The 22,961-nt window shown below is 47.3% G+C and carries 22 protein-coding genes, 1 tRNA gene and 2 pseudogenes; 20 read left to right on the top strand and 5 right to left on the bottom strand.

What is annotated here, in order from left to right:
* The first annotated feature begins 60 nt into the window (after positions 1–60).
* Both dnaJ and lepA read left to right on the top strand, forming a co-directional pair.
* Entirely contained in the window at positions 61–1,233 is a 1,173-nt protein-coding gene (gene dnaJ / locus LBCZ_RS07405) for a molecular chaperone DnaJ (protein ID WP_039639069.1), read from the top strand.
* A gap of 279 nt (positions 1,234–1,512) precedes the next feature.
* Positions 1,513–3,351, top strand: coding sequence for a translation elongation factor 4 (gene lepA / locus LBCZ_RS07400; RefSeq protein WP_025012475.1), 1,839 nt, complete (start codon positions 1,513–1,515; stop codon positions 3,349–3,351).
* 155 nt (positions 3,352–3,506) lie between these two features.
* Here the strand turns inward: lepA and LBCZ_RS07395 are convergent, their stop codons facing one another.
* The 3 genes from LBCZ_RS07395 to LBCZ_RS07385 form a co-directional block, all read right to left on the bottom strand.
* Positions 3,507–3,737 (bottom strand): hypothetical protein, encoded by a 231-nt coding sequence (locus LBCZ_RS07395; RefSeq protein WP_025012476.1) that lies wholly within the window; start codon positions 3,735–3,737, stop codon positions 3,507–3,509.
* Positions 3,738–3,742: 5 nt separating this feature from the next.
* The gene (locus LBCZ_RS07390; RefSeq protein ID WP_025012477.1) at positions 3,743–4,219 is read right to left on the bottom strand and encodes an ASCH domain-containing protein; all 477 of its coding nucleotides are present in this window, start codon (positions 4,217–4,219) and stop codon (positions 3,743–3,745) included.
* Between the two features lie 192 nt (positions 4,220–4,411).
* On the bottom strand, positions 4,412–4,783 hold the full coding sequence (locus tag LBCZ_RS07385) for a hypothetical protein (RefSeq protein WP_025012478.1): 372 nt from the start codon (positions 4,781–4,783) through the stop codon (positions 4,412–4,414).
* A gap of 293 nt (positions 4,784–5,076) precedes the next feature.
* Here LBCZ_RS07385 and recJ point away from each other — a divergent pair, with 293 nt between their 5' ends.
* The 6 genes and pseudogenes from recJ (at position 5,077) to LBCZ_RS07350 (ending at position 11,157) form a co-directional block, all read left to right on the top strand.
* Positions 5,077–7,371 (top strand): single-stranded-DNA-specific exonuclease RecJ, encoded by a 2,295-nt coding sequence (recJ, locus tag LBCZ_RS07380; protein ID WP_025012479.1) that lies wholly within the window; start codon positions 5,077–5,079, stop codon positions 7,369–7,371.
* Positions 7,368–7,895 carry an adenine phosphoribosyltransferase gene (locus LBCZ_RS07375; RefSeq protein WP_010488148.1) on the top strand — a complete coding sequence of 176 codons (528 nt, stop codon included), beginning with the start codon at positions 7,368–7,370 and terminating at the stop codon, positions 7,893–7,895. Before recJ ends, LBCZ_RS07375 begins: the two co-directional genes overlap by 4 nt.
* Before the next feature lie 87 nt (positions 7,896–7,982).
* Positions 7,983–8,483 (top strand): Cys-tRNA(Pro) deacylase, encoded by a 501-nt coding sequence (gene ybaK / locus LBCZ_RS07370; RefSeq protein ID WP_025012480.1) that lies wholly within the window; start codon positions 7,983–7,985, stop codon positions 8,481–8,483.
* Positions 8,484–8,499: 16 nt separating this feature from the next.
* On the top strand, positions 8,500–8,817 hold the full coding sequence (locus LBCZ_RS07365) for a DUF960 domain-containing protein (protein ID WP_010488150.1): 318 nt from the start codon (positions 8,500–8,502) through the stop codon (positions 8,815–8,817).
* Between the two features lie 100 nt (positions 8,818–8,917).
* Positions 8,918–9,712, top strand: a pseudogene (locus LBCZ_RS07360) (N-formylglutamate amidohydrolase).
* A 1,356-nt stretch (positions 9,713–11,068) separates the two neighbouring features.
* A tRNA-Ser gene (locus LBCZ_RS07350) sits at positions 11,069–11,157 on the top strand.
* A 631-nt stretch (positions 11,158–11,788) separates the two neighbouring features.
* Here the strand turns inward: LBCZ_RS07350 and LBCZ_RS07345 are convergent.
* Entirely contained in the window at positions 11,789–13,021 is a 1,233-nt protein-coding gene (locus tag LBCZ_RS07345) for an IS110 family RNA-guided transposase (protein ID WP_039639065.1), read from the bottom strand.
* Positions 13,022–13,382: 361 nt separating this feature from the next.
* Between LBCZ_RS07345 and fic the strand changes: the two are divergent.
* The 4 genes and pseudogenes from fic (at position 13,383) to LBCZ_RS07325 (ending at position 15,473) form a co-directional block, all read left to right on the top strand.
* Positions 13,383–13,995, top strand: a pseudogene (gene fic, locus LBCZ_RS07340) (protein adenylyltransferase Fic).
* Positions 13,996–14,112: 117 nt separating this feature from the next.
* Entirely contained in the window at positions 14,113–14,499 is a 387-nt protein-coding gene (locus LBCZ_RS07335) for a hypothetical protein (protein WP_010488153.1), read from the top strand.
* The gene (locus LBCZ_RS07330; RefSeq protein ID WP_025013552.1) at positions 14,499–14,702 is read left to right on the top strand and encodes a hypothetical protein; all 204 of its coding nucleotides are present in this window, start codon (positions 14,499–14,501) and stop codon (positions 14,700–14,702) included. Before LBCZ_RS07335 ends, LBCZ_RS07330 begins: the two co-directional genes overlap by 1 nt.
* Before the next feature lie 384 nt (positions 14,703–15,086).
* Entirely contained in the window at positions 15,087–15,473 is a 387-nt protein-coding gene (locus LBCZ_RS07325; RefSeq protein ID WP_025013553.1) for a DUF1093 domain-containing protein, read from the top strand.
* 164 nt (positions 15,474–15,637) lie between these two features.
* Here LBCZ_RS07325 and LBCZ_RS07320 read toward each other — a convergent pair whose 3' ends face one another.
* Positions 15,638–15,886, bottom strand: a complete 249-nt coding sequence (locus LBCZ_RS07320) for a hypothetical protein (RefSeq protein ID WP_010488157.1) — start codon at positions 15,884–15,886, stop codon at positions 15,638–15,640.
* A gap of 104 nt (positions 15,887–15,990) precedes the next feature.
* On the opposite strand from LBCZ_RS07320, the gene LBCZ_RS07315 reads away from it, so the two are divergent.
* The 8 genes from LBCZ_RS07315 to LBCZ_RS07280 all read left to right on the top strand — a co-directional run bounded on the left by LBCZ_RS07315 (position 15,991) and on the right by LBCZ_RS07280 (position 22,950).
* Positions 15,991–16,596, top strand: a complete 606-nt coding sequence (locus LBCZ_RS07315) for a DNA-3-methyladenine glycosylase (RefSeq protein WP_025013554.1) — start codon at positions 15,991–15,993, stop codon at positions 16,594–16,596.
* Positions 16,593–17,087 carry a DUF3013 family protein gene (locus LBCZ_RS07310; RefSeq protein WP_025013555.1) on the top strand — a complete coding sequence of 165 codons (495 nt, stop codon included), beginning with the start codon at positions 16,593–16,595 and terminating at the stop codon, positions 17,085–17,087. The genes LBCZ_RS07315 and LBCZ_RS07310 overlap by 4 nt, the downstream gene beginning before the upstream one ends.
* Before the next feature lie 61 nt (positions 17,088–17,148).
* On the top strand, positions 17,149–18,102 hold the full coding sequence (prmA, locus tag LBCZ_RS07305; protein ID WP_039639062.1) for a 50S ribosomal protein L11 methyltransferase: 954 nt from the start codon (positions 17,149–17,151) through the stop codon (positions 18,100–18,102).
* Positions 18,102–18,830 carry an RsmE family RNA methyltransferase gene (locus LBCZ_RS07300; RefSeq protein ID WP_025013557.1) on the top strand — a complete coding sequence of 243 codons (729 nt, stop codon included), beginning with the start codon at positions 18,102–18,104 and terminating at the stop codon, positions 18,828–18,830. Before prmA ends, LBCZ_RS07300 begins: the two co-directional genes overlap by 1 nt.
* A 37-nt stretch (positions 18,831–18,867) precedes the next feature.
* Positions 18,868–19,191: a membrane protein gene (locus tag LBCZ_RS07295; protein WP_025013558.1), complete on the top strand. Its 324-nt coding sequence runs from the start codon at positions 18,868–18,870 to the stop codon at positions 19,189–19,191.
* A 337-nt stretch (positions 19,192–19,528) separates the two neighbouring features.
* The gene (locus LBCZ_RS07290) at positions 19,529–21,754 is read left to right on the top strand and encodes a RelA/SpoT family protein (protein ID WP_039639357.1); all 2,226 of its coding nucleotides are present in this window, start codon (positions 19,529–19,531) and stop codon (positions 21,752–21,754) included.
* 123 nt (positions 21,755–21,877) lie between these two features.
* On the top strand, positions 21,878–22,324 hold the full coding sequence (dtd, locus tag LBCZ_RS07285; RefSeq protein WP_025013559.1) for a D-aminoacyl-tRNA deacylase: 447 nt from the start codon (positions 21,878–21,880) through the stop codon (positions 22,322–22,324).
* Positions 22,324–22,950, top strand: a complete 627-nt coding sequence (locus LBCZ_RS07280; protein ID WP_025013560.1) for an HAD hydrolase-like protein — start codon at positions 22,324–22,326, stop codon at positions 22,948–22,950. Before dtd ends, LBCZ_RS07280 begins: the two co-directional genes overlap by 1 nt.
* Positions 22,951–22,961: the final 11 nt, after the last annotated feature.

Raw genomic sequence — 22,961 nt, 5'->3', positions numbered from 1 at the left:
TTTGAATTATGCTATGCTGAATTGGCATTTTCAGTCACGATCTGAATCGAGGAGGAACTCATGGCGGATCAGAAAGATTATTATGAGACGCTCGGTGTGAGCCGGGATGCCGATGATGACACCATTCGTAAGGCTTTTCGCAAGCTATCGAAAAAATATCATCCCGATCTCAATCACGCACCAGGTGCAGAGCAAAAGTTTAAAGAGATAAATGAAGCCTATCAGGTCCTGTCTGATCCCCAGAAACGTGCGGCCTATGATCAGTATGGTTCTGCTGATGGTCCGCAGGGATTCGGCAACGCCGGCGCAGGCGCAGGTCAGGCAGGCGGCTTTGGCGATTTCGGTGGCCAAGGTGGTTTTGGCGGTGGCTTTGACGATATCTTCAGCCAATTCTTTGGCGGAGCTGGCGGTGGTGCCCAAGCGAATCCGTCGGCACCGCGTCAAGGCGCCGATTTACAATACCGGATGGACTTGACTTTTGAAGAGGCGATTTTTGGTAAAGATACCAAGATCTCCTACGATCGCGAAGCTGTTTGTCATACCTGTCATGGTAGTGGAGCTAAACCGGGTACCAGCCCGGTAACGTGCCATAAGTGCCATGGTACCGGTTACATCCAGGTACAACGAAATACGGCCTTTGGCACGATGATGACACGCCAGGTTTGCGACGTCTGCGGCGGTACCGGTAAAGAAATCAAAGAAAAGTGCCCGACTTGCCATGGCAGCGGTCATGAACAAGAACGTCACACTATTGATGTCAAGGTTCCAGCCGGCGTTGAAGACGGTCAGCAAATGCGGCTGCAACAAGCTGGTGAAGCGGGGACCAACGGCGGGCCTTACGGTGATCTGTACATTGTTTTCCGAGTTGCACCAAGCAAAAAGTATCAACGGGACGGCGCAGAAATCTATCTGACCATCCCATTAAGCTTTGCGCAGGCTGCATTGGGCGACGAAATCAAAGTCGATACGGTTCATGGACCGGTTGAGTTGAAGATCCCGGCAGGTACCCAAAGCCAGACTAAGTTCAGACTACGCGGTAAGGGTGCGCCAAGACTGCGCGGCAACGGAACCGGCGATGAAATTGTTACCGTCGAAATTCAAACGCCAAAGCATCTGAATGAGAAACAAAGAGCAGCATTGATGCAATTTGCTGCTGCCAGCGGTGAAGATGTCACGCCGCATAATGGCACGTTGTTTGACCGTGTTAAAGAAGCGTTTAAAGGCGGGAAATAAAGCGCTAAAATTAATTGACACAAAAAAAATCGGTTCTGGAGGCAACTTGTCGCTGGAACCGATTTTTTGATATCCTTGTCTGGCAACTTCAATCTAACTTGTCTGGTTGCGGAAACGCGCTCACAGTCGCAGAAATCTACGTGTAAGGACCTTGGTCGCAATGGCCCGATTTTGGCCATTGCGACCAAGGCCACTTACACTCCGGTTTCTAACCGCGCCAGCTCACGCTCTGCTATAATAAGAATCAAACGTTCGCTTAGAAAGTAGGCACTATTAAAGATGAATCATGAAGAAATGCTGGAACGACAAAAGCATATCCGCAATTTTTCGATTATTGCCCATATTGATCATGGCAAATCGACGCTTGCCGATCGCATTTTGGAATTAACCGACACCATTGCCAAGCGTGACATGCAGGCGCAAGTGCTTGATGATATGGCGCTTGAGCGGGAGCGCGGGATTACGATTAAACTCAACGCGGTCGAATTGCACTATAAAGCCAAAAATGGCGAAACCTATATTTTCCACTTGATTGATACGCCGGGACACGTTGATTTTAGTTATGAAGTCAGTCGCAGTCTGGCGGCGTGTGAAGGGGCACTGTTAGTTGTCGATGCCACTCAAGGGGTGGAAGCCCAAACGCTCGCCAATGTTTATTTGGCGATTGACGATGATCTGGAAATTATTCCTGTCATCAACAAAGTCGACCTGCCCAGCGCCCAGCCGGATGTGGTCAAAGAAGAAATCGAGGAAATGATCGGCCTTGATGCTTCCGATGCGATTTTGGCAAGTGGCAAAACCGGGCTCGGTGTTCCGGAAATTCTTGAACGGATTGTAAAAGACATTCCTGCACCATCTGGGGATATAAACGCACCCTTGCAAGCTTTAATTTTTGATTCGGTTTACGATGATTATCGTGGCGTTGTGCTTGATGTCCGCGTTAAGGAAGGTCAGTTCAAGGTCGGTGACACCATTCAGCTGATGAGCAACGGCAAGCAGTTTCAGGTAACAGAAGTCGGGGTTATGTCGCCTAAAGCCGTTAAGCGCGACTTTTTGATGGTAGGGGATGTCGGCTACATTACTGCATCAATTAAGACGATTCAGGATACTCGTGTCGGTGATACTGTCACACTAGCGGATCGGCCGGCAAAAGAACCATTAAAAGGCTACCGGAAAATCACGCCAATGGTTTACTCCGGACTTTTCCCAGTCGATAATGCGAAGTTTAATGATTTGCGCGAAGCATTGGAAAAATTACAGCTCAACGATGCGGCGCTAGAGTTCGAACCAGAAACGTCCCAGGCGCTTGGTTTTGGCTTCCGTTGTGGGTTCCTAGGGCTGTTACACATGGATGTCGTCCAGGAGCGCCTGGAACGCGACTATGGCCTTGATTTAATCATGACGGCGCCAAGCGTTGACTATCAAGTGGTTTTGACAGACGGAACTGAAAAGACAATCGATAACCCAGCCGACATGCCAGATGCCAGTGAAATCAAAGAAATCCGCGAGCCCTACGTGAAGGCTTCGATTATGGTGCCAAACGATTATGTCGGACCGGTCATGGAACTATCCCAGCGTAAGCGCGGCGAATTTGTTACGATGGATTATCTGGATAAGTATCGGGTTAATGTGATCTACGAACTACCGTTATCCGAAATCATCTATGACTTCTTTGACGACCTCAAGAGCAGCACCAAAGGTTACGCTAGTCTGGACTACGAAATTATTGGTTACCGTCAAAGTGACTTAGTCAAAATGGACATCCTGCTCAACGGCGATCCGGTTGACGCTCTGAGCACCATCGTTCACAAAGACTTTGCTTATGATCGCGGCAAGGCTATTGTTGCTCGATTAAAAACAACCATTCCGCGGCAACAGTTTGAAATTCCGATTCAGGCAGCCATTGGTAATAAGATTATCGCGCGCAGCACCGTCAAAGCTTATCGTAAAAACGTTTTGGCTAAATGCTACGGCGGTGACATTACCCGGAAACGCAAATTGCTAGAGAAACAAAAGGCCGGTAAGAAAAGAATGAAAGCGGTGGGCTCCGTGGAGGTACCTCAAGAAGCATTTATGAGTATTCTTAAGATGAACGATGAAGAAAGCCGCGGGAAATAGCGTTTTGTAGTCATTTAAATCTGTAACGTTTACTGATACTGTTCCTCTAAACGGCAGCTCTGCATTTTTGATAGCTGACAATAACTCACAGTAACGAAACAACCAGGCGCTGATGATCCGTGGCGTCTGGTTGTTTTAATCTACTTTCGTGCAGTCTAATAGCCCTCATTCTTACGCTGATGATCATCCACAATATGTTTTGCCTTATGTGCCAGCTTGCGTTCCGGTTTGAAGAACTGGTATGCGCCATAGGAAACCAAGCCGCCGAGCGCCGTAATGCCGAAAACAAGGATGTAGATAGTCGCGTCTAAAGTCGGGTGAGGGATGTCCTCGAGTTTCCCTGTGACTTTCTTTTCCGCTAATGCCGTGCGATTTTTAAGACTCATGTTCGTCACCTCGCTTGAACAATCGGATAAACCGTGTGAAACTCTTCGACAACCACCATTGATGAGGCGGGATCAAACTGGATACCGTTTGCCTGATATTCGCGTCGGAAAAACGCTTTGTGAGCTGCACGCCAGCTTGCCAACGATTGAGAACCTTCACCTTCACGTCTGGCAATCGTGGCATCGACTTTGGTAAACGGCGTCACAAACACATTGTCTGTGAAAGTCAAGGCGACAGGGCGATCCTGACGATCCAAGATGATGTTGTAAACACCGGCAATCGGTAGTGGATCCTGCTCAATGGTATAGAGTTCAAAGCCGCTGGTGGTTGCGGTCTTTTGGCCGGTTTTCACGAGAGCAGCCAGCTCGTCAGCCAACTCAGGTCCGCCCAGTTGATAGGCATCTTCGTAGGTTGCGGCGGGTAGATCCAACGCAGCTTTGGCTTTAGCAAAAAAGTCGTCCAGTACTTGCTGATCAGCCATGACTTTCACGTCCTTTCTTTATCATTATTATCACACAATTCTCAAAATGGTGCATAATTATCTCATTAAAAGGCCGTACACATGAGTATCAGTCAATGCCCGCCATTAGGTCCTTCTTGATACAGAAGCATCATTTAAAAGTAAGAAAAAAATCGATGCCTTGCCGGGCATCGATTTTGTCAACATTCTGTTTTAGAAGACCTGTTCGTCAACTTTGCGCATGACGATCTTCGGTACAGTTAAACCAAGTTCATTTGCCAAGGTCTTCGTGGCTTCTTCACGTGTCTTGATTTTATCCATATCCCAGATGATGTTGGCGATTCGCCCGTTTTCGTAATCAAAAGGCTCCTCGTAGAAGTAATCATCGTCGTTGTCGCTGTGAAGTTTTGCGGAAACCTTCTTTGACAATGCCCGGGTGTAATCGCGGTCGATCATTTCCGGAACGTCTTTTTCCGTTACATAACCGACTTTCTCAATTTGCTTAGCTGCCTTATCGACTGCTTCGTCAGAAACTGTAATCTTCTTGCCGGCCTTTTCATTGAACTGGTCTTGAGATTTTGCCATGGTGCTTCCTCCTTAAAAATCGTAACGGTCTGCGAAAGGCTTTGAGCCGTTACGCTTTGTCTAATAAAGACAATCCGTCAATTACGGATTGCCCGGTTAAAGTCGCTGACTGGAGTAGGGCTTTCTAACAAATCAATTATATCACGCTTTCTCTTGCCCGAACGGATGGGTTTGGTAAAGAAGCGATAGAGGAGGTTAAGAAGGCCAGTGCTGCAATGGAAAACTTGTGGCAACCGGTTAATTCGTGGCGGTTTCTCTGGTATACTGGATCGGTTAGAAAGGAACGAAACAATATGACGCAGTATCAGTGGCAACTCGCCGCACAACCCGATCCAGCAGCCGTTCAACAATTGAGTCAGACATTAGGCGTGCCGGCCTTTTTGGCGACTTTGTTATGGCAGCGCGGTATTAAGGATAAATCTGACTACGAAGCGTTCGTACACCCAGACATCAGCCGGCTGCACGATCCGTTTGCGTTGCACGACATGGATAAGGCAGTTGCGCGAATCCTAAAAGCAATCGAACATAATGAAAAAATCACGATTTACGGTGACTATGACGTTGATGGCCTGACAAGCAGCGCCATTATGCATGAAACATTGCAGAGCCTTGGCGCGGAACCCGATGTGTTTATTCCGGATCGGTTTGCTGACGGTTACGGTCCGAATGCCGAAGTCTACGCCTATTTGCAAAAAACCGGCACGCAACTGGTGATCACGGTTGATAACGGGGTCGCTGGAGCATCTGTGATTGATCCTGCTCAGGAAGCCGGGATGGACGTTGTGGTCACGGATCACCATGAACTGCCCGCAAACCTGCCGCATGCGGTAGCGGTCGTGCACCCGCGGCATCCTGAAGGTCATTATCCGTTTGGCGATCTTTCCGGTGCCGGTGTGGCGTTCAAAGTGGCCACTGCGCTGCTTGGCGAGCCGCCGCTTGAAAGCGTCGATTTGGCTGCCTTAGGGACGATCGCGGATTTGGTTAGTCTAACCGATGAGAATCGCGTCATTGCACAGTTGGGTTTGAAAATGATTCAAACTCAGCCGCGGGTGGGGATTGCCGCGATCTTAAAAGAGGCGGGCGTTGCCCCGGAAACTGTTAACGAAACAACAGTCGGCTTTGTGATTGGTCCGCGACTGAATGCACTAGGCCGCATGGGAGATGCGAATCCTGGCGTCACCTTGCTGACGACTTTTGAAGAAGATGTTGCGGCTGATCTGGCGCAACAGGTTGGTAAATTAAATCAGGAGCGCCAAGGATTGGTCAGCAAGATTGCTACAGAAGCACTGGCAATGGCACAGACCCCGGAAAACCAGGCTGCCAAGACTTTGCTGCTGGCGAAAAAAGGCTGGCACGAAGGCGTTGTCGGGATCGTTGCCAGTAAAGTGGTTGAGGCGACTGGCAAGCCGACACTGATTATGAATATCGCTGATGACGGTGTGACTGCTAAAGGCTCGGGTCGTTCTATCGAAGCCTATCATCTTTTTAATGCCTTAGAACCGGTTAGAGACAAGATGGTGGCGTTTGGCGGACATCATATGGCAGTTGGATTAACGGCCAAGACCGAGGTGCTACCGGAAATTCATGCCCAGATGGAGAAGGCTGCGGCAACGATGCTCAAAACCGTGCCAAAGCCGACGCTGCCGATTGCTGCGCGTCTGGAAAATGATGATTTGACGTTAGCGCATTACGAATTGATTCGCCAACTTGCGCCTTTTGGCCAGGGCAATCCTGAACCAACCTTTTCACTTCAGCCGCAAGTGATTCAAAACGTGAAGCAAATCGGCAAAGAAAATACTCATCTCCGGTTTCAGGTGGACAATGGCATTAATGTCATCGGTTTTGGTTTTGGTGAGGCCGCCGCAACGCTGGTTGACGCCCAAGCCGTTAAGCTTGCTGTCAGACTGGATCAGAACACCTGGCAAGGCAATACGAGCTTGCAACTGATGCTAAAAGATTATGAAGTCAAGCAACCGCAAGTCATTGATTGGCGAATGCCTTCTGTTGACGGTAGCCAGTTCAAAAGCAGTCGCACCTATGTCTTTTTTGACGCGAAAGTTAAGCAGCAGTTTGAGCGGCAATTCTCCTTTGGTGGCCCGACGCTGACGGCTGAGCAGGTCACATCGCCGCTAGCCAACGCTGTTTTGGTTGATTTACCGCAGAATCGTGCACAATTGCGGGCAGTCATGCAGCAAATCCAACCACCAGTCGCCATTATGTTTTACGGTGCACCCAGTCATTTAGTGGCCATTCCGACGCGCGTTGAGTTCGGCGCTGTTTTGCATTTTCTCAAGGCCCATCCCGTTTTTGACAAGCACCACATTCCGGCGATCGCTAAGGCCGTGCACTTGACGGTCCATCAGGTGATCTTGGCGATTCAGGTGTTTTTTGAACTTGACTTTGTTACAATAGATGGTGCTTTTATCTCTCCAGTCACAGCACCGGCCAAGAAGCCACTGCAGACGGCCAAGGCTTATGCAGCGCGCGAGGAATTTCTGACGCTCGCGCAGCAGCTGCAAACCATGCCGCGAGCCCAGTTAGAAGCGATGTTGCTGACGGAGCATACAGACAGTGAGGTAGGATCATGACCATCAATTTTAAAGATTACATCGCAAGTGTGAAGGATTTTCCGGAACCGGGAATTATTTTTCGCGATATTTCGCCGCTGATGGCAGATGGAAAGGCATATGCCGCAGCGACTGATGAAATAGCCGCTTATGCCCAGGACAAAGGCGTTGAGATGATCGTCGGTCCGGAAGCACGCGGCTTTATTGTTGGTTGCCCGGTCGCTTACAAGTTAGGCATTGGTTTCGCACCGGCCCGGAAAAAGGGAAAGCTGCCGCGGCCAACCGTTAAGGCCAGTTACGATCTGGAATATGGCGAAGCGACCCTGTATTTACACAAGGATGCCATCAAACCGGGTCAACGGGTTCTGGTTTGTGATGACCTGCTGGCAACTGGGGGTACCATTGCCGCAACGATTCGCCTAGTTGAACAACTGGGTGGTGTGGTGGTTGGTACAGCCTTTTTGATTGAATTAAGCGACTTACATGGCCGCGATAAGATCAAGGACTACGATATGTTCACGTTAATGGCATACACCGGCGCTTGATGGTGGTATTTTCGCTGCAATTGCCCTAGTATTTTAAGTGAAGGTTTTCAAGTAGGTCAGATGGAAATTTCGTGAGGAGGGGTCGCAATGGCTAAACATCATAAGACAGAAAAAACCTTGGTCGAAAAAATGTTAGACAAAGCGGGCATTACCTACGTGCCTTATGAATTTCCGACCGAAGAAGTGGGCGACGTTGCCCAGTTGGAAGTCGATCACCTCGATGTTCCGGAACATCAAATTTATAAAACGCTGGTATTGACCGGCAACAAGACCGGGCCAGTGGTTGGCGTTGTTCCCTTAGATCGGCATGTCGACTACAAAAAGCTAAGCAAGGTCTCCGGCAATCGCAAAGTGGGTATGGTGCCGTTAAAAGACCTTGTGAAAACGACTGGCTATGAACACGGCGCTAACACACCGATTGGCATTCATGAACGCCACAAGTACCCGATCTTTATCAGTCAAGAGGCCGAAAATCAGCAGCAAATGATTGTATCAGCTGGCAAAGTCGGCCGTTCCGTTGGCATTGATCCCAAAGTGTTGGCAGACTTTGTCGATGCACGGTTTGCGGATATTGCCACGCAGGACTGAGGAAAGGAGCCAAGTCATGTTTGAAGCAAATCATAGTCGATTCGCGACATTTGGCGTCATTTCGAACTTGCCAGGCGAAATTATCGATAGTATTTGGATGATCATCGACCGCAACTTACAAGGCGTGGTGCCACTGAACAACTTACTGCGCTTTGATCTGCAGAATAATCAAGGCAAGCTGACGGTTCATTTTAGTGAAGAAGGGGCCGATACGGAAATGGCCGTGGATCTGCCATTCCCATACGATCCCAGCTTCCCGGACACCGTGATGGCTTATGATGATGGTGAGAGTCAAACCATTCTTTTACCTGAAGAAGGCCACCGCGAGTCGTAATGTTGCGCTTAATTAAGTAAAAAGGTAGTCAGCACCGGGCGAAAATCGTTCGGTGCTGATTTTTTACGGTGCGTCGTTTGCAATAAGGGGGGGTTCATATTTGAATGACCAAAACGCGACTTACTCGGTGCTGAATCAGGATTATGATTCACCGGTCGTCATTAGTTTACCGCACAGCGGCACTTGGCTTCCTGAGTCCATGAAACAGGCGCTGCTGCCGACAGCTGTGTTAGCCAACACGGATTGGTTCTTGCCTGAACTCTATCGCTTTTTACCGGCCGCTGGGTTTACGACATTGATCAATCACATCAATCGCTACGTTGCCGATCCCAACCGCGCTGTGACTTACGAACCGCACCATGATTATCGCTCAGCCACCATCTATTAGCGCAACACATTTGACCATCCGCTATACGCAAAACCGTTAACGACTGCGCAGATGCAGCAACGCGTCCGCATATTTTACTGGCCTTACCGCCATCGGCTAAGCAGGTTGCTGAATCAAAAGAAAGCAAAATTTGGCCATGCTTATTTAATTGACCTGCACAGCTTTGCTCAATATCCGTATTATCCGGGCGTTAAGCCAAAAACCATTGTCTTAGGCAACGATCACGACCGGACTTCCAGCAAAACATTTCGGCAAGCACTAACAAATCGGTTAATCGAGCAGGGCTGGACTGTCGAAAATAATTTTCCGTTTCGTGGTGGCGACATCACGCGCTATTATGGGCACCAACAGGGGATAACGGCGATTCAAATTGAACTGCGCTATGACCAGTACATCGCGCACAGGGCTTTTGGTGAAGAGGTGCTCACGCAATATCAGCCGGATATTTTTGGGCAGGCGCAAAGGCGTTTAGCTTTTTTGACAGATTTTTTGAATCGTCTGGATTAAAGCGGGCATCTGGATCTCAATGGTCGCGTTGTCGAAATCCAAATCAGAATAAAATACTAAAAAGACACCGGTGAGTTATTTTCTCACCGGTGTCTTTTGATAGTTGATGCAAACAGGCAAACTTTATCTGTCCCCCAAACCAGCAGGCAATACTGAGCAGAAGAATGGCTGACTGATGAAGAGTGAAGAGCAACAAAAAGAATGAGTATATGGACACTGCCACTACACTTGAAGAGAAAATAGGACATCAAGGAAGAAGTTTTCCCTGAGTAAGGAACATTGGAGCTTCCAGCAGCTGATATAAAATACTTGATTTAAAAATAGATCATTTTATATGCTATAAATTAATTATATTATATATTGGGAACGAAATTAGCGCTTCCATTTATTGCTAAATAAGCATAAAATATCAGTGACGTATTTTATCACCCTGATCATTATTGCTGAATTGAGGTGTCACCTTTACTAATATACTAAATAATTTGAGAATAGCTTAAATCATTACAGAATCACGCTTACTTAAGGACAAAATCAAAGAGCTTGTCAAATCATGAATCGTTCTAGATTACACTGTGGCCATCGTTGTTAGACTTTTTAGCAATCTAGCTGATATGCGGTGTAAATACATTGAAAGTTTTGGGGGATAATCGAATGTTTACTTTTATACAGACCAGTTTCGAAAATCTAAATAAATGGATAAACAGTTCTACTGGGAATTACAATATGATTCTTATGATCTTGCTCTTTTTGTTCTGTCTTTCTACTCTGTTATTCGCGTATGCCGCCGTTAGAAAGAAAACGAATGTCAGGCTACTTCTGTTCATAACCTTATTTGCAAGTCTTGTTATTGATACTCTTTTTTTAAAGGATCCGGAGATGCGCCTATTTATGCTTTTCAAGTACGTCATCATTCTCATTATTGGAGCCATTTTGGCGTTAATAATTTAGCTCCTTAATTTATGAGATATTGGACCGCTAGTCAGCTTGTTGTTTTGCCATGACCTAGCAATATTTTTGTAGTGTTTATGGAACCATTAAAATAAAATCATGCAATACTGTGGGGTCATGCAAGCTGTAATGAATTAATGACGTCTTTATCGTTCTCGCCAGCATAGCAATTTCGTAGACTTTCTTTTCACGAGGTCTTCTTAGGCCAAATTGTTCAAATTAATCAGGTTAATTTCGGAAACCGAGCTCCTGTTAATTATTACCGTGTTTTTGGTTGTTACGTTCCAGAGACCTTTTGACTGAATGCTCACTTTGACAGTAAAACCCATTATCAACAAATTGTAGTGATATTTCAAGAGAATTGCTTCCCAAAGCGCAGGCATTTTGTTATACTAGTTCTTGTGTTTTGGAGAGTTGGCAGAGTGGTAATGCAACGGACTCGAAATCCGTCGAACCCGTTTATAGCGGGCGCGCAGGTTCAAATCCTGTACTCTCCTTAGATAAACGTTGATATAACAGCATTCCGCAGTCCTTAAAGGTTGCGGTTTTTGTTTGCTTTCAAGACCAATTTGAATTTGGGCACGATCGAGCATACTACAAACCAGCTAGCCGTCCACGCAAAGTAACACCAGATAACAATCTGCTTAAAGGTCGCTGGCACTCATCTTTGCAAAAATAAACATTGCTTCTATCACTCGGGTTCTCGAAGAATCGCTGGTTAGTCCTGTTCTAAAACGGCAAAATCTTGTATAGTTGGTTAAAATACTAAAGGTAATTAATAAAGATCCATAAATGTTATGGACTATCTGGTGAATAAGGAAACCGGACTGCGTTGTTGTTTCCGTTAAACCGTATGCGATCAAAACCTAATTTTTCTAACAAAGCAGCCTGTGATTCGAATCTTAGGTTCTTTAAACACAGTCTTGTTTGGCGCATTTTGGATTCACGGAAGACATTTTACAGACTTTTTCGTAGCTGGACAGAGCCGGGAGACTTGTGGTCTGAAGTCAAGGGAGTGATTCAAATTATCTAGACTTGTTTCATTTTTCAGAGGGTATACTTCCCCCAGCCCAGGGATTTAGTAATTTCTCTAGGTGAATCTAAAGCCCTAACTTGACGCTTGGCGCGCTAGACCGCTTTGGCTGGTTTATACAACTCGTGGTTTTTAAGTAATGCATAGATCACGCGTACCAGCTTTCTTGCAGTCATGACACAAGCACGTCGGTGTTGATATTTTGGCACCTCCCGGTATTTCTTGTCGTAAAATCTGGCAAATGTGGGATCATGCGCTCTTACCGAGTTGGCAGCTTCAATTAGGTAATAGCGTAAGTACTGATCGCCGTTATGCGTGCGCGGCGTTAGTTGCCGCTCACCGTTTCCGGATTGACTTCTGCGCCAAACCAGTCCGGCATAGCTTGCCAAACTAGCTTCACTCGGAAACCGTTCAATCTGACCAATTTCAGCCAGTAGTCCAGCCGAGTAGACTGGGCCAACGCCTGGAATACTTTGCGTTGACTGTGAGCCATCAATGACGGCACACAGGTCGGTGATGCTCTTGTCTAGGGCTTTTAGTTGCTTTTGTAACATCCGGATCTGGTTGATGTAAATCGCCATGACCTGGTCAACAGAATCGGCAACCGTCTTGCTCAAGCGATAAGAGCTACGGATGGCTTTTTGTAAGGCCTTAGCGATCGCCTCTGGGTCACCAAAGCGACCGTGGGACAATTGGTTAAGATCTTGAGTAAGCGTCTGTAAGGGCATCTGAGCGATTTCGTCCAGTGTGTACTTTTCACCGCTAAGCACCGTCATCATCGTGTTTCCGAACACAGAAGTCGGTAGCTCAGCTTCCAGTGTGTTCAATCGGAAGTACAGATTGTTGAGGAAGTGGTTTTTGCCATCTGTAATTTGTTTGACGACGTGATACCGTTCGCGGGTGAGCCGCTGTAAGGCAATGTGTTTCTCGTCGCGGGTCACTGGCACTTGATACCGGCCAATGCGCAGAAAGTCTGCGATGTGGAAGGCATCAATGGTATCAGTCTTGTCGTCATCGAACAATTGGCTGTAACGATGAGTCATCTTGGGGTTCAACGTGACGACAGTGGCATCCAACGCACTGAGCGCTGAGCTTTGTTCAAAGTAAAGTGTGGGGTGGATGTTGTACACCGAGGTGGCTTCCATGCCAATCACGATCTTTAGTGAATCATCTTGGCGTTTAGCCCATTCCAGGATTAATTTCTCAATTTGGCCGGCCCCGTCAGGGGTATTCGTGGTCTTGTCCTGGAAAATAACCTTCTTGGCAGAATCCAAGCCACAGTAATCAAGCTTTGCTTTTGAAACATCAATACCAACATTCAAGTTCATCGAATTGGACCTCCTTTCTGTTCTGATTTATGGATAGGCTTGGGCGCTGCGCGATATTCCCTAATTATGAACCTACAGTACTTCCTCGCAGTATGAGCAGTCTGTCTGAGGATCAGTAGCTGCTCGGTGAAACGCGAGTCACCGAACTGATCTCCAGCCCCCGCAGCTTGTGGTTTGTGCTTGTTCGATTCATCTGGGCGGCAGTCTCGGGGTGAAGTCTAGCAATAGCTAGCAACAGGAGGGAAAAGCCTATACCAGTTGGACCCAAATCCAATGAACAACTAGAGAATATCACGCAACATCCAAGTACGGAGCTATCCAAGAACTTGGTTGTAATTTAAATATACGAGGAGGGAACTCAATGCTAGAGAATAAGTTGGGCATCACTGATAGCCTTGAGTTAGCAAGACAAGAAAAAAAATAACCAAGTTAAAAGCGAAGAAACTATTTGATTCAGGTGAAATCAATCAAATCGAAGTTGGCACGTTTAAAGGTTTGGCCGCGATCCATCGTTACCTGTTCGAAGACATTTACGACTTTGCTGGTAAAATTCGCACTGTAAACCTCGCCAAGAATGACTTTCAGTTTGCGCCGCGAATGTTCCTTAAGGCCTCGTTAGCTTACATCGATACATTACCCCAATCAACTTTCGATGAAATCGTCGAAAAGTATGTTGAGATGAATATCACCCATCCATTTCTTGAGGGCAACGGCCGGTCCACCCGAATTTGGTTGGATCTCATATTAAAGCAGGAACTCCGCTATGTCATTGATTGGTCACAGGTCGACAAAGACGATTATTTGCTGGCAATGCAACATGCCCAATCAAAACGACGGAAATTAAGCATGTATCGTCAGCAGCATTAACTGACAAGATTAACGATCGCGCCTTGTACATGAAAGGAATCGATTATTCCTACTATTATGAAGGATATATGGAATTTAATACCGGCGATTTGGATGCTCAAAACTAAGGTAGCCAACTTTGCAAATTAACGCAAAATTTAACAACGCTCACGGCTCACGATCGTGCAATGGTTTCTGCAAACTTGTATAATACAGTTACTGCTAAAACAAGGGATGATCGACACTTGAAAATTTCCATTAAAAAAGTACCGGCACTTTATGATTTGATTTACGGGGCGTTTGCCCTTGTGATGCTGATTGTTGCGATCGTGACAACTCTGCCCAACGGATTCTCTTTTACAAGCGTTGGCGCAACGCTGATGACATGGGCGGACCATCTGTGGTGGTTGACCGTGCCCGGCATCATTTTTCATCTACTGTCGTATTTTGTGAGTCAACATTCACGATTGCTTACAGTGGGCAACATCATTGGGTTATGTGCCTTTATTGCCTTTATTTTGATTCCTAATTATAGTGTTTTCGCATTGATTGGGTTGGTCGTTGCTATGCTGCTTATTTTGAGAGGGGCCAATCGCTCACATCGAATGCGCGAGGAGTCGGAGGTGTCATGATGCCTTGGTTGAAGCATAAAAAAGATGACGAACAGGAAGTCGGCATTGGCGATCATGATTTTAGCCAGTTTGTCAAAAATGCCCGCCGCGATCCGCAACGTTTCAAGGCGGTTCAGTCAGTCTTCAGCCGACTAAAACGCAGCCCGCATAAAAACAATAACAGTCATCCGCCAGTGAAGCATTCACCCAAAGATGCGCGTTAAGACCATTTAGTAGTTGTACAAGAAGGCATATCAGCCTCGGGACGATCTTTGTCTCCGAGGCTGTTTTTGTTGCCACGCAAACAATCCTCAGATATTTTGGGATTACCTGTTGCCGGACGATACTTGCAAAGGTATTAAAGCTAAATTATGAGTAATTATTTTGGTGTTTTGATCTTACAAAAATGTTCGATCAAGACCTTGTTCGTCCCTTAAAATGACGGTATGTGAACCTATGAAACTAACGAAGATGCCTCTGTAGTCCTTGTCCACCTTACGTTCATGACATTTTTGTCACGATTTAAGAAAACCCTAAAGGCGGTAAAGATAGTTGCAACTTTTCAATTGGATTGACATAATGTTCGTAACAAAAAGGAGCGATTATCCATGAAAAGAGTTATAGGTGTGGTTGCGTTACTTGCGGTTCTCGTTTTGGGCTTTTTTGGTTATCAGTATTGGAACAGTACCTATAATGGGGTTGAAGCTTATGCCGTGGTCACTGAAGGCAAAAAGGAAGCTTCCAAGAATGATGATGGCTCACCTTATAAAGTGAATGGCAAACAATACTACACGTATGAATACGATTTCGTCTGGATTACAAAAGATGGTCAAGAACGAAAACTCGGGTTCTCATCTCCAGAATCGGCTGATCCCAAGCCATTAACACCAGGGACGTATGTTAAAGCCAAGATTTCGCAAAAACGGGTCACTGCTGGGCCACAAACCGTTTCGGCGGACTCGGTTCCTGCGGCGATTAAGGATAAGCTTAAGTAGTTTTCGGTGGCATTGAGAGCATGACGCTAGCATGGCATGGGCATAGTACAGAGACCTGAGCTGAGTCCGACCACGTCTTGCTTTCTAGCCATATCGGTTCACACGCAAAAAAGAGGCAAACAACAGCCTATAAAGACTGCTAGTTTGTCTCTTTTTGCTAGCCATTATTTTTGGTCAGGCAATGTAAGCGCGCCGTCTTCGACCAATTTGCTTAAGATTCGATAAAGTAGTTCTTCGGAAAAATCCCGCGACTCTGATAGTAAATAACTATAGGTGTCAGCTACACCCGGATCCGGTACTTTGGCTAACCATTTTTGGAGGCGGGCATTGACCTTGTCGTCTGTGTAGAGTTCGGAGACCAGTGTATCGGCTTGTTGACTGATAAGCGCGCGCAATGCTAAGTTTTCTGCCATGTTCAGCTTCCTTTCCAGTTGGTTACTATTATACCTGGCGATGTTTTGAAGGCAAAGCCACTTAGCCCTTTGCATTCAGCTGAAGCTAGGCTAATATATTAAGCATGATAATTCCTTGGTTAGCAACACAACCAACACTTCAATCCGCCCAACAGTTGCTGGGGATGAAGTTAAGTTTAGCCAACTGCAGCGGCTTAATCGTCGAAACCGAAGCTTACCTCGGTGTTCGCGATCAAGCGGCACATGCGTTTGGCAATCGGCATACTAAGCGCAATCACAGTCTGTTTTTGGAAGCAGGTACGGTTTACGTGTATCAGATGCGGCAATACTGTTTGCTGAATATTGTGACCCAGACAGCTGATATTCCTGAGTGCATTTTGATTCGCGCGCTTGAACCGATAGCTGGACTGGCGGACATGGCGCAACGACGTCATCAGACCGGTGTCGGACTTACAAACGGGCCGGGAAAGTTATGCCAGGCATTAGCGATTGATCGGCAGCTCGATGGGACTGTGTTAAATGATGGTCAATTAAAACTAACACCAACAGCGTATCGGCCACAGAATATCGCAGTCGGTCCCCGAATTGGCATCCCCAATAAGGAACCTTGGACAAGTGCGCCACTGCGATTTTATGTGTCCGGCAATCCGTTTGTGTCGGGCTTGCCGCGGCGAGACCAGGATCGGAAAATGAAAGGATGGCAAGCATGAGCCAACTGAATATGTTAGATGCAATCGGCGAGAAAATGGATCAGCTCGATTTTGACGGCGATCTTAGTTTGAACTGGGATAAGGATGCCCACGTCATTGAACTGGAAATCACGATGACGGCACAGGGTGAGGCAGGCATCGAGGTTGAAGACCAAAACGGCGCGACCATTGATGACGGACCGGTCACTTATCAAGATGCAATTCTTTTTTATGACGAAACCCGGCTGCACGGTGAAGATTACGTCGATGACTATCTGGCCATTTTCGGTTTTAATGGCAAGAAAGGCATTGACGTCGCAACCGTGGATGCATTGTTCATTTACTTGCAGGATTTGCTGGATGACGGTGAAAGCGATCTGATGGATTTTGTCGATGGCACGTCTGACAATGATCTTTTTTCACTGAATTTCGACGATGCGGCGTTTGAAGAGACTCTGGCGCAACAACCTGACGCCAATAATCGGATCTTTTTGCCGTATCCGAAGTATTAATAAGTTGATGAGTGAGTGTCAAACGCGATCGGATGTTAAGTGACATTAAAAGGAGACCTTGATGAACAACGATTGGACAGCGTTAACGGTAACAACCTCGACTGAAACGGTAGAGGCGGTTAGCAATATTTTGATGGAAGCCGGCGCCGAAGGGATTCAAATTAAGGACGCTGCTGACTTCAAAAAGGCGACAATTGATGCTCACGGAACCTGGTTTGACCCGACCACTATTCCGCATTTGGCTTCAGGCGCCCAGGTGATTGGCTATTTTGATCCAGCCACTTCACTCAATGAACAGCGCGATCACATTGCGGCGCAAGTCAAAGCATTGAAGCAATTCGGATTAGATCCCGGAGCGGCAACGGTCACGTTGACCGATGTGCGGCAGGCGGATTGGGCCAATGTGTGGAAACAGTATTATCATCCGCTTCGAGTTTCACGTTTTTTGACCATTGTGCCTAAATGGGAACATTACACCCCGGAACAAAATGGCGAAATCGTGCTGACGCAGGATCCGGGCATGGCGTTTGGCACCGGTACGCACCCGACCACCCAGTTGATGTTAGGATTACTGGAATCAGTGGTGCGCGGCGGTGAGACGATGATTGATGTCGGAACGGGCTCCGGAATTTTGGCGATTGCTGCCGAACGCTTGGGTGTCAGCCGTATTTTAGCAACCGATGTCGATGATGTTGCCGTCAAAAATGCCCAGTCTAACATTGAGCTCAATCCTGTCAGCCACATCACGGTAAAGGCAAATGATTTGCTACAAGGGATCACGATGTCTGCTGATTTGATTGTTGCCAACATTTTAGCTGAGGTTTTAGTGCCTTTAATTCCGCAGGTTCAGGAACGCTTGAAGCCCAAGGGTCATTTTCTTCTGGCTGGCATTATTGCCGACAAAGCTGCCTTAATCACGCAGACTTTGCAGGCCAATGGGTTTACGATTGCCCAACGGCGTGAAACAGGCGGCTGGGTGGCACTCGAAGCCGTGATTCAAGAGGAGGACGACTGATGCAACGGTTTTTCACCGCACATAAGTTGCATGAAAAGCAGACGTTAACATTGGAACCAGCGATTGCCAAGCATGCCATTAAGGTGTTGCGGCATGAGGTGGGCGATGTGATTGAGTTAGCCGATCCTGAACACCATGTTTATCACGCCACGATTCAAAGCACAGATCTGCTGACGGTTTTGATTGGCGAGGATGTCACGCAACCCGTTGAACTGCCGATTGCAGTTGAAATTGTCTGCGGTGTCAGCAAAGGCGATAAAGCCGAGTGGATTGTCCAAAAAGCAACCGAATTAGGCGCTGCCAAGATCGGCTTTTTTAATGCACAGTGGGGCACTGCCCGCTGGCCGGCCGAACGGGTTGCCCAAAAATTGAGCCGGCTGGCGACCATCGCTCAGAATGCCGCAGAACAAAGTCATCGCAATCTGGTTCCTGAAGTGGCGATGTATGCTAAGCATAGTGATGTAGGCAATAGCGCGGCAGTCAAGCTGGTTGCTTACGAAGAAAGTGCCAAGCAAGGCGAACATGCGGCACTGGTCGCAGCGTTGGCAGAAAAGCCGGCATCATTATGCGTTGTTTTTGGTCCGGAAGGCGGTATTTCACCGGCTGAATTAGCTGGGTTAAAAGCAAATGGCTTCACACCAGCCGGTCTTGGCCCACGAATTTTACGGGCAGAAACGGCGCCGCTGTACTTGCTGAGTGCTGTCTCAGTTCTCACCGAGCTTTCTTAATTAAAAATTGAATCATTGATAAAGGAGACTATCGCTGATGAGTCGTGTCATGAATTGGGTCAAAGTTCCACGCAATACCATTATTTGTTGGAGTGTCTTCGTGACCTTGCTCCTCCCTTGGGTCTTCCCGTTACTGCATCTCAGCACTGCCATTCGTGTCGGTGTGCTGTTCATTTTGATCAATATGTTGAGTGCCTGGTGGATTGGCAAAATGATTCATCGCCATCATTTAGGCTGGTGGTGGCTTCTGGTTTTACCTGTCTTGTTTACGTTGATGGTTTTATGGCGGTACAAATGGTATGGGTATTTTTTCCCGCCGATCTACATCGTTTTGAGCTGTCTGGCAATGGCAAAGGACTAGCATTTTGCCCAAGAATCGTTATAATTTAAGGGTAGTCTAAGAACAGATGAAACCAGCTGTGCGCCAAATGTTTCATCAACAACGTGCAGCGATCATGCGCGAACTGACGCGATTAATCAAGCGTAACGAAGCGGCGATAAGCGTGTTGTCCCGGCCAAGTCGGAACAGACCGTTTATCGCCCTTCTCATAATGTCGGTGCGCCTATTAACGCGCTCACCGGCGCAGAAGTCTGCATGTAAGGACCTTGAACGCAATGGCCAAAAACCGGCCATCGCGTCCAAGGCCGCTTACATTCCGACTTCTAACCGCGCTGGTGAGCGCTTAGGAGGAATTGGAATGGCCGAAGAAGTTGAACTTACCCAACCGGATGTCATGAAGTTATGCAAAGCTTATATGAATCCTGAACATTTGGCATTCGTTGAAAAGGCCTATAAATTTGCTGCGTACGTCCATAAAGACCAGGTTCGCAAGTCCGGTGAGCCTTACATTATCCATCCCATTCAGGTAGCCGGGATTCTTGCCGAATTAAAAATGGATCCGGAGACTGTGGCTTCCGGGTATTTACATGATGTCGTCGAAGACACCAACATTACGTTAGGTGATATTGAAGAAGTATTTGGGCACGATGTTGCGGTTATTGTTGATGGCGTCACCAAACTGAGCAAAGTCACGTATGTTGCGCATAAAGATGAACTCGCCGAGAACCACCGGAAGATGTTGTTGGCAATGGCCAAGGACTTACGGGTCATCATGGTCAAATTGGCTGACCGTCTGCACAATATGCGGACGCTCCAGCACTTACGCCCAGACAAGCAGCGGCGGATCGCCAATGAAACATTGGAGATTTATGCGCCCTTAGCTGATCGTTTGGGGATCAGCACCATCAAGTGGGAACTTGAAGATCTGTCGCTGCGCTATCTAAACCCGCAACAGTACTACCGGATTGCCCACTTGATGAACAGCAAGCGAACCGAACGTGAAGCTTATATCCAAGAGGCCATTGAAGAAATCAAAAAAGCATTGGCTGACTTGCATATCAAATACGAAATCTATGGTCGTCCCAAGAACATTTATTCGATTTACAAAAAAATGCGCGACAAACACAAGCAGTTTGACGAACTTTATGACTTACTTGCCATTCGGGTGATCACCGAAACGATTAAAGACTGTTACGCGGTTTTGGGTGCCATCCACACCAAGTGGAAGCCAATGCCAGGGCGATTTAAAGATTACATCGCGATGCCAAAAGCCAATCTTTATCAAAGTATTCATACAACGGTCATCGGGCCCATGGGCAAACCACTAGAAGTGCAGATTCGAACTGAAGAAATGCATCACGTGGCTGAATATGGTGTTGCGGCACACTGGGCCTACAAAGAAGGCCAGACCAGTAAAGTTCAGTATGACAAGGCTGGTAAGAAACTGGATATTTTCCGCGAAATCCTCGAATTGCAGGATGAAAGTAGCGATGCGGCCGACTTCATGGAAAGTGTTAAAGGCGATATTTTCACAGATCGGGTTTATGTATTTACGCCCAAGGGTGATGTCTACGAGCTCCCTAAAGGTAGTAATCCACTTGATTTTGGCTATCTCATTCACACTGAAGTCGGTAATCATACGGTCGGTGCAAAGGTCAACGGCAAAATCGTACCGCTGAATTATGTGCTCAAAAACGGCGATATTGTCGAGATGCTGACGGCCAGTGGTAGCGCTCCGAGTCGTGACTGGATCAAGATTGTTTATACCTCCCGTGCCCGCAACAAGATCAAGCGCTATTTTAAGCAAGCCGATAAAAGCGAAAATGCCGAAAAAGGCCGCGATATGCTGGAACACGAGCTGCAGGAGGAAGGGTATACCCCTAAAGAGTTCCTGACCAAGGAAAACCTGTCCGGGCTTATGCAGCGGCTGAATTTTCAAACCGAAGATGAACTGATGAGCTCAATTGGCTATGGTGAATATACGCCGAGAGTCATTGCCAATCGGCTGACCGAGAAATATCGCCACGAGAAGGCCGAAAAAGATCGTAAAGCTAAAGAAGCCGCGATCTTGTCGAAAAATCAAAAAGTGACGACCGTTTCCAGCGAACGCCACCAGCCACAAACCCATTCCGAAGATGGTGTGGTTATTGAAGGTGTCGATAATCTGCTGGTTCATCTGGCCAAGTGCTGCATGCCCGTGCCTGGGGATGCGATTGTCGGCTACGTCACCAAAGGCCGCGGCGTGACTGTCCATCGTGCCGATTGCCCCAACGTTCAAAATTCCAAGGAAATGTCCGGTCGTTTGATTGAGGTTCGCTGGGAGAATGAAGAGGATCAAAAGCAGCTCTTCAACACAGATCTCGAAATTTACGGATACAATCGCAGCGGATTGCTGAGTGATGTTCTGCAGGTTCTCAACGCCCAAACCAAAGCCTTGAATAATATCAATGGCCGGGTCGACCATGACAAAATGGCTGACATTCATGTTACGGTTGGGGTCCGTAACCTTGCCCACTTGGATAAGTTGATGGACGCAGTTAAAAATGTCCCGGATATTTATGAAGTTAAACGGGCCAATGGTTGATCGAAGGCAGCAGTCGAGCAACATCGCCAGCTTAGACTGAGATGTTTGTTCCTGCTGCTTTTTCGGCCACAGCGAGCCGGCACCGTATCCAAATAAAAGCAAACGAGAAAAGGAGAGAAATTCATGCGCGCAGTCGTACAACGCAGTCTTGCCGCCCAAGTCACCATTGAGGGGCAAACAGTCGGAGCCATCGACCACGGTTTTGTCGTGTTATTAGGCGTCGGTCCGAACGATACCCAGGCCGACAGTGACTATCTGGCGGAAAAAATCAGTAAATTAAGGGTGTTTAGTGATGATGCCGGCAAAATGAATTTGGCCTTGGCAGATGTCGGTGGGCAGATTTTATCGATTTCCCAATTCACGTTATATGCCGATACCCGCCGTGGCAATCGGCCGAGTTTTACCAATGCAGCAGCCCCGGCTTTAGGTGAGCAACTGTACCAAGACTTCAATACCAAACTACGGCAACTGGGGGTCACAGTGGCGACCGGTGAATTTGGTGGCGATATGCAGGTGAGTCTCACTAACGACGGTCCAGTCACCATTCTGTTTGATACGGAGGCGAAGTAATGCTGGTTAATGCTATTTGGGATTTTGACGGCATGCTGTATGATTCCTATCCCGGCATGATGAAGGCGCTCAGAAGCCTTGTATTGGACAACGGCGGGCAAATTGAACCGGATGCTTTGTACCGCCTAGTCAAGAAGACTTCGATCAAAAAGTTTCTAACCGATTTCGGTAGCAAAGTAGGGCGCTCGGTGGATGAATTAGAGGCTGACTACCATCACCGTGCTCGTGCTTACCTTCATGACATTCATCCTTACCCGGCGGCGCTGCCAGTGTTGCGGGCAATCAAGGATCAAGGTGGCAACAATCTGTTGTTAACGCATCGCGACCACAGCGCATGGCAGATTCTCGCGAATGATCATGTGGATACCTTGTTTCTCGGTGGTGTGGATTCCGACCTGAACCTGCCACGCAAACCGGCACCGCATGCGATTCAATATCTGCTTGACCGCTTTCAGCTGAATCCGGCGTTTACGGCAATGATCGGTGACCGTTCTCTGGATATTGATGCTGGCGTCAACGCAGGGGTCAAAACCATTTACTTCAATGTGGATGGGTTAAATGCCGCACCGCAAGCGGACTTTAAGGTTGATACTTTAGAAGAAATTCCGCCTTTGTTCCGCAAGTAAATAGTTGCAAC

The organism is Lacticaseibacillus casei DSM 20011 = JCM 1134 = ATCC 393, assembly GCF_000829055.1.
GTDB classification, from domain to species: domain Bacteria; phylum Bacillota; class Bacilli; order Lactobacillales; family Lactobacillaceae; genus Lacticaseibacillus; species Lacticaseibacillus casei.
Note: the sequence above shows the minus strand (reverse complement) of the source record. Positions and strands in the feature narration are given on the sequence as shown.

What these genes read in the sequence shown, in the direction of transcription:
- ybaK (WP_025012480.1), top strand. Translation starts at nt 7,983, where the DNA reads ATGGCTAAACATCATAAGACAGAAAAAACCTTGGTCGAAAAAATGTTA.
- LBCZ_RS07345 (WP_039639065.1), bottom strand. Translation starts at nt 13,021, where the DNA reads ATGAACTTGAATGTTGGTATTGATGTTTCAAAAGCAAAGCTTGATTAC.
- LBCZ_RS07280 (WP_025013560.1), top strand. Translation starts at nt 22,324, where the DNA reads ATGCTGGTTAATGCTATTTGGGATTTTGACGGCATGCTGTATGATTCC.
- LBCZ_RS07330 (WP_025013552.1), top strand. Translation starts at nt 14,499, where the DNA reads ATGCCTTGGTTGAAGCATAAAAAAGATGACGAACAGGAAGTCGGCATT.
- dnaJ (WP_039639069.1), top strand. Translation starts at nt 61, where the DNA reads ATGGCGGATCAGAAAGATTATTATGAGACGCTCGGTGTGAGCCGGGAT.
- LBCZ_RS07290 (WP_039639357.1), top strand. Translation starts at nt 19,529, where the DNA reads ATGGCCGAAGAAGTTGAACTTACCCAACCGGATGTCATGAAGTTATGC.
- lepA (WP_025012475.1), top strand. Translation starts at nt 1,513, where the DNA reads ATGAATCATGAAGAAATGCTGGAACGACAAAAGCATATCCGCAATTTT.
- LBCZ_RS07295 (WP_025013558.1), top strand. Translation starts at nt 18,868, where the DNA reads ATGAGTCGTGTCATGAATTGGGTCAAAGTTCCACGCAATACCATTATT.
- LBCZ_RS07390 (WP_025012477.1), bottom strand. Translation starts at nt 4,219, where the DNA reads ATGGCTGATCAGCAAGTACTGGACGACTTTTTTGCTAAAGCCAAAGCT.
- LBCZ_RS07315 (WP_025013554.1), top strand. Translation starts at nt 15,991, where the DNA reads ATGATAATTCCTTGGTTAGCAACACAACCAACACTTCAATCCGCCCAA.
- LBCZ_RS07320 (WP_010488157.1), bottom strand. Translation starts at nt 15,886, where the DNA reads ATGGCAGAAAACTTAGCATTGCGCGCGCTTATCAGTCAACAAGCCGAT.
- LBCZ_RS07325 (WP_025013553.1), top strand. Translation starts at nt 15,087, where the DNA reads ATGAAAAGAGTTATAGGTGTGGTTGCGTTACTTGCGGTTCTCGTTTTG.
- LBCZ_RS07375 (WP_010488148.1), top strand. Translation starts at nt 7,368, where the DNA reads ATGACCATCAATTTTAAAGATTACATCGCAAGTGTGAAGGATTTTCCG.
- LBCZ_RS07310 (WP_025013555.1), top strand. Translation starts at nt 16,593, where the DNA reads ATGAGCCAACTGAATATGTTAGATGCAATCGGCGAGAAAATGGATCAG.
- LBCZ_RS07395 (WP_025012476.1), bottom strand. Translation starts at nt 3,737, where the DNA reads ATGAGTCTTAAAAATCGCACGGCATTAGCGGAAAAGAAAGTCACAGGG.
- LBCZ_RS07365 (WP_010488150.1), top strand. Translation starts at nt 8,500, where the DNA reads ATGTTTGAAGCAAATCATAGTCGATTCGCGACATTTGGCGTCATTTCG.
- LBCZ_RS07385 (WP_025012478.1), bottom strand. Translation starts at nt 4,783, where the DNA reads ATGGCAAAATCTCAAGACCAGTTCAATGAAAAGGCCGGCAAGAAGATT.
- prmA (WP_039639062.1), top strand. Translation starts at nt 17,149, where the DNA reads ATGAACAACGATTGGACAGCGTTAACGGTAACAACCTCGACTGAAACG.
- recJ (WP_025012479.1), top strand. Translation starts at nt 5,077, where the DNA reads ATGACGCAGTATCAGTGGCAACTCGCCGCACAACCCGATCCAGCAGCC.
- LBCZ_RS07300 (WP_025013557.1), top strand. Translation starts at nt 18,102, where the DNA reads ATGCAACGGTTTTTCACCGCACATAAGTTGCATGAAAAGCAGACGTTA.
- dtd (WP_025013559.1), top strand. Translation starts at nt 21,878, where the DNA reads ATGCGCGCAGTCGTACAACGCAGTCTTGCCGCCCAAGTCACCATTGAG.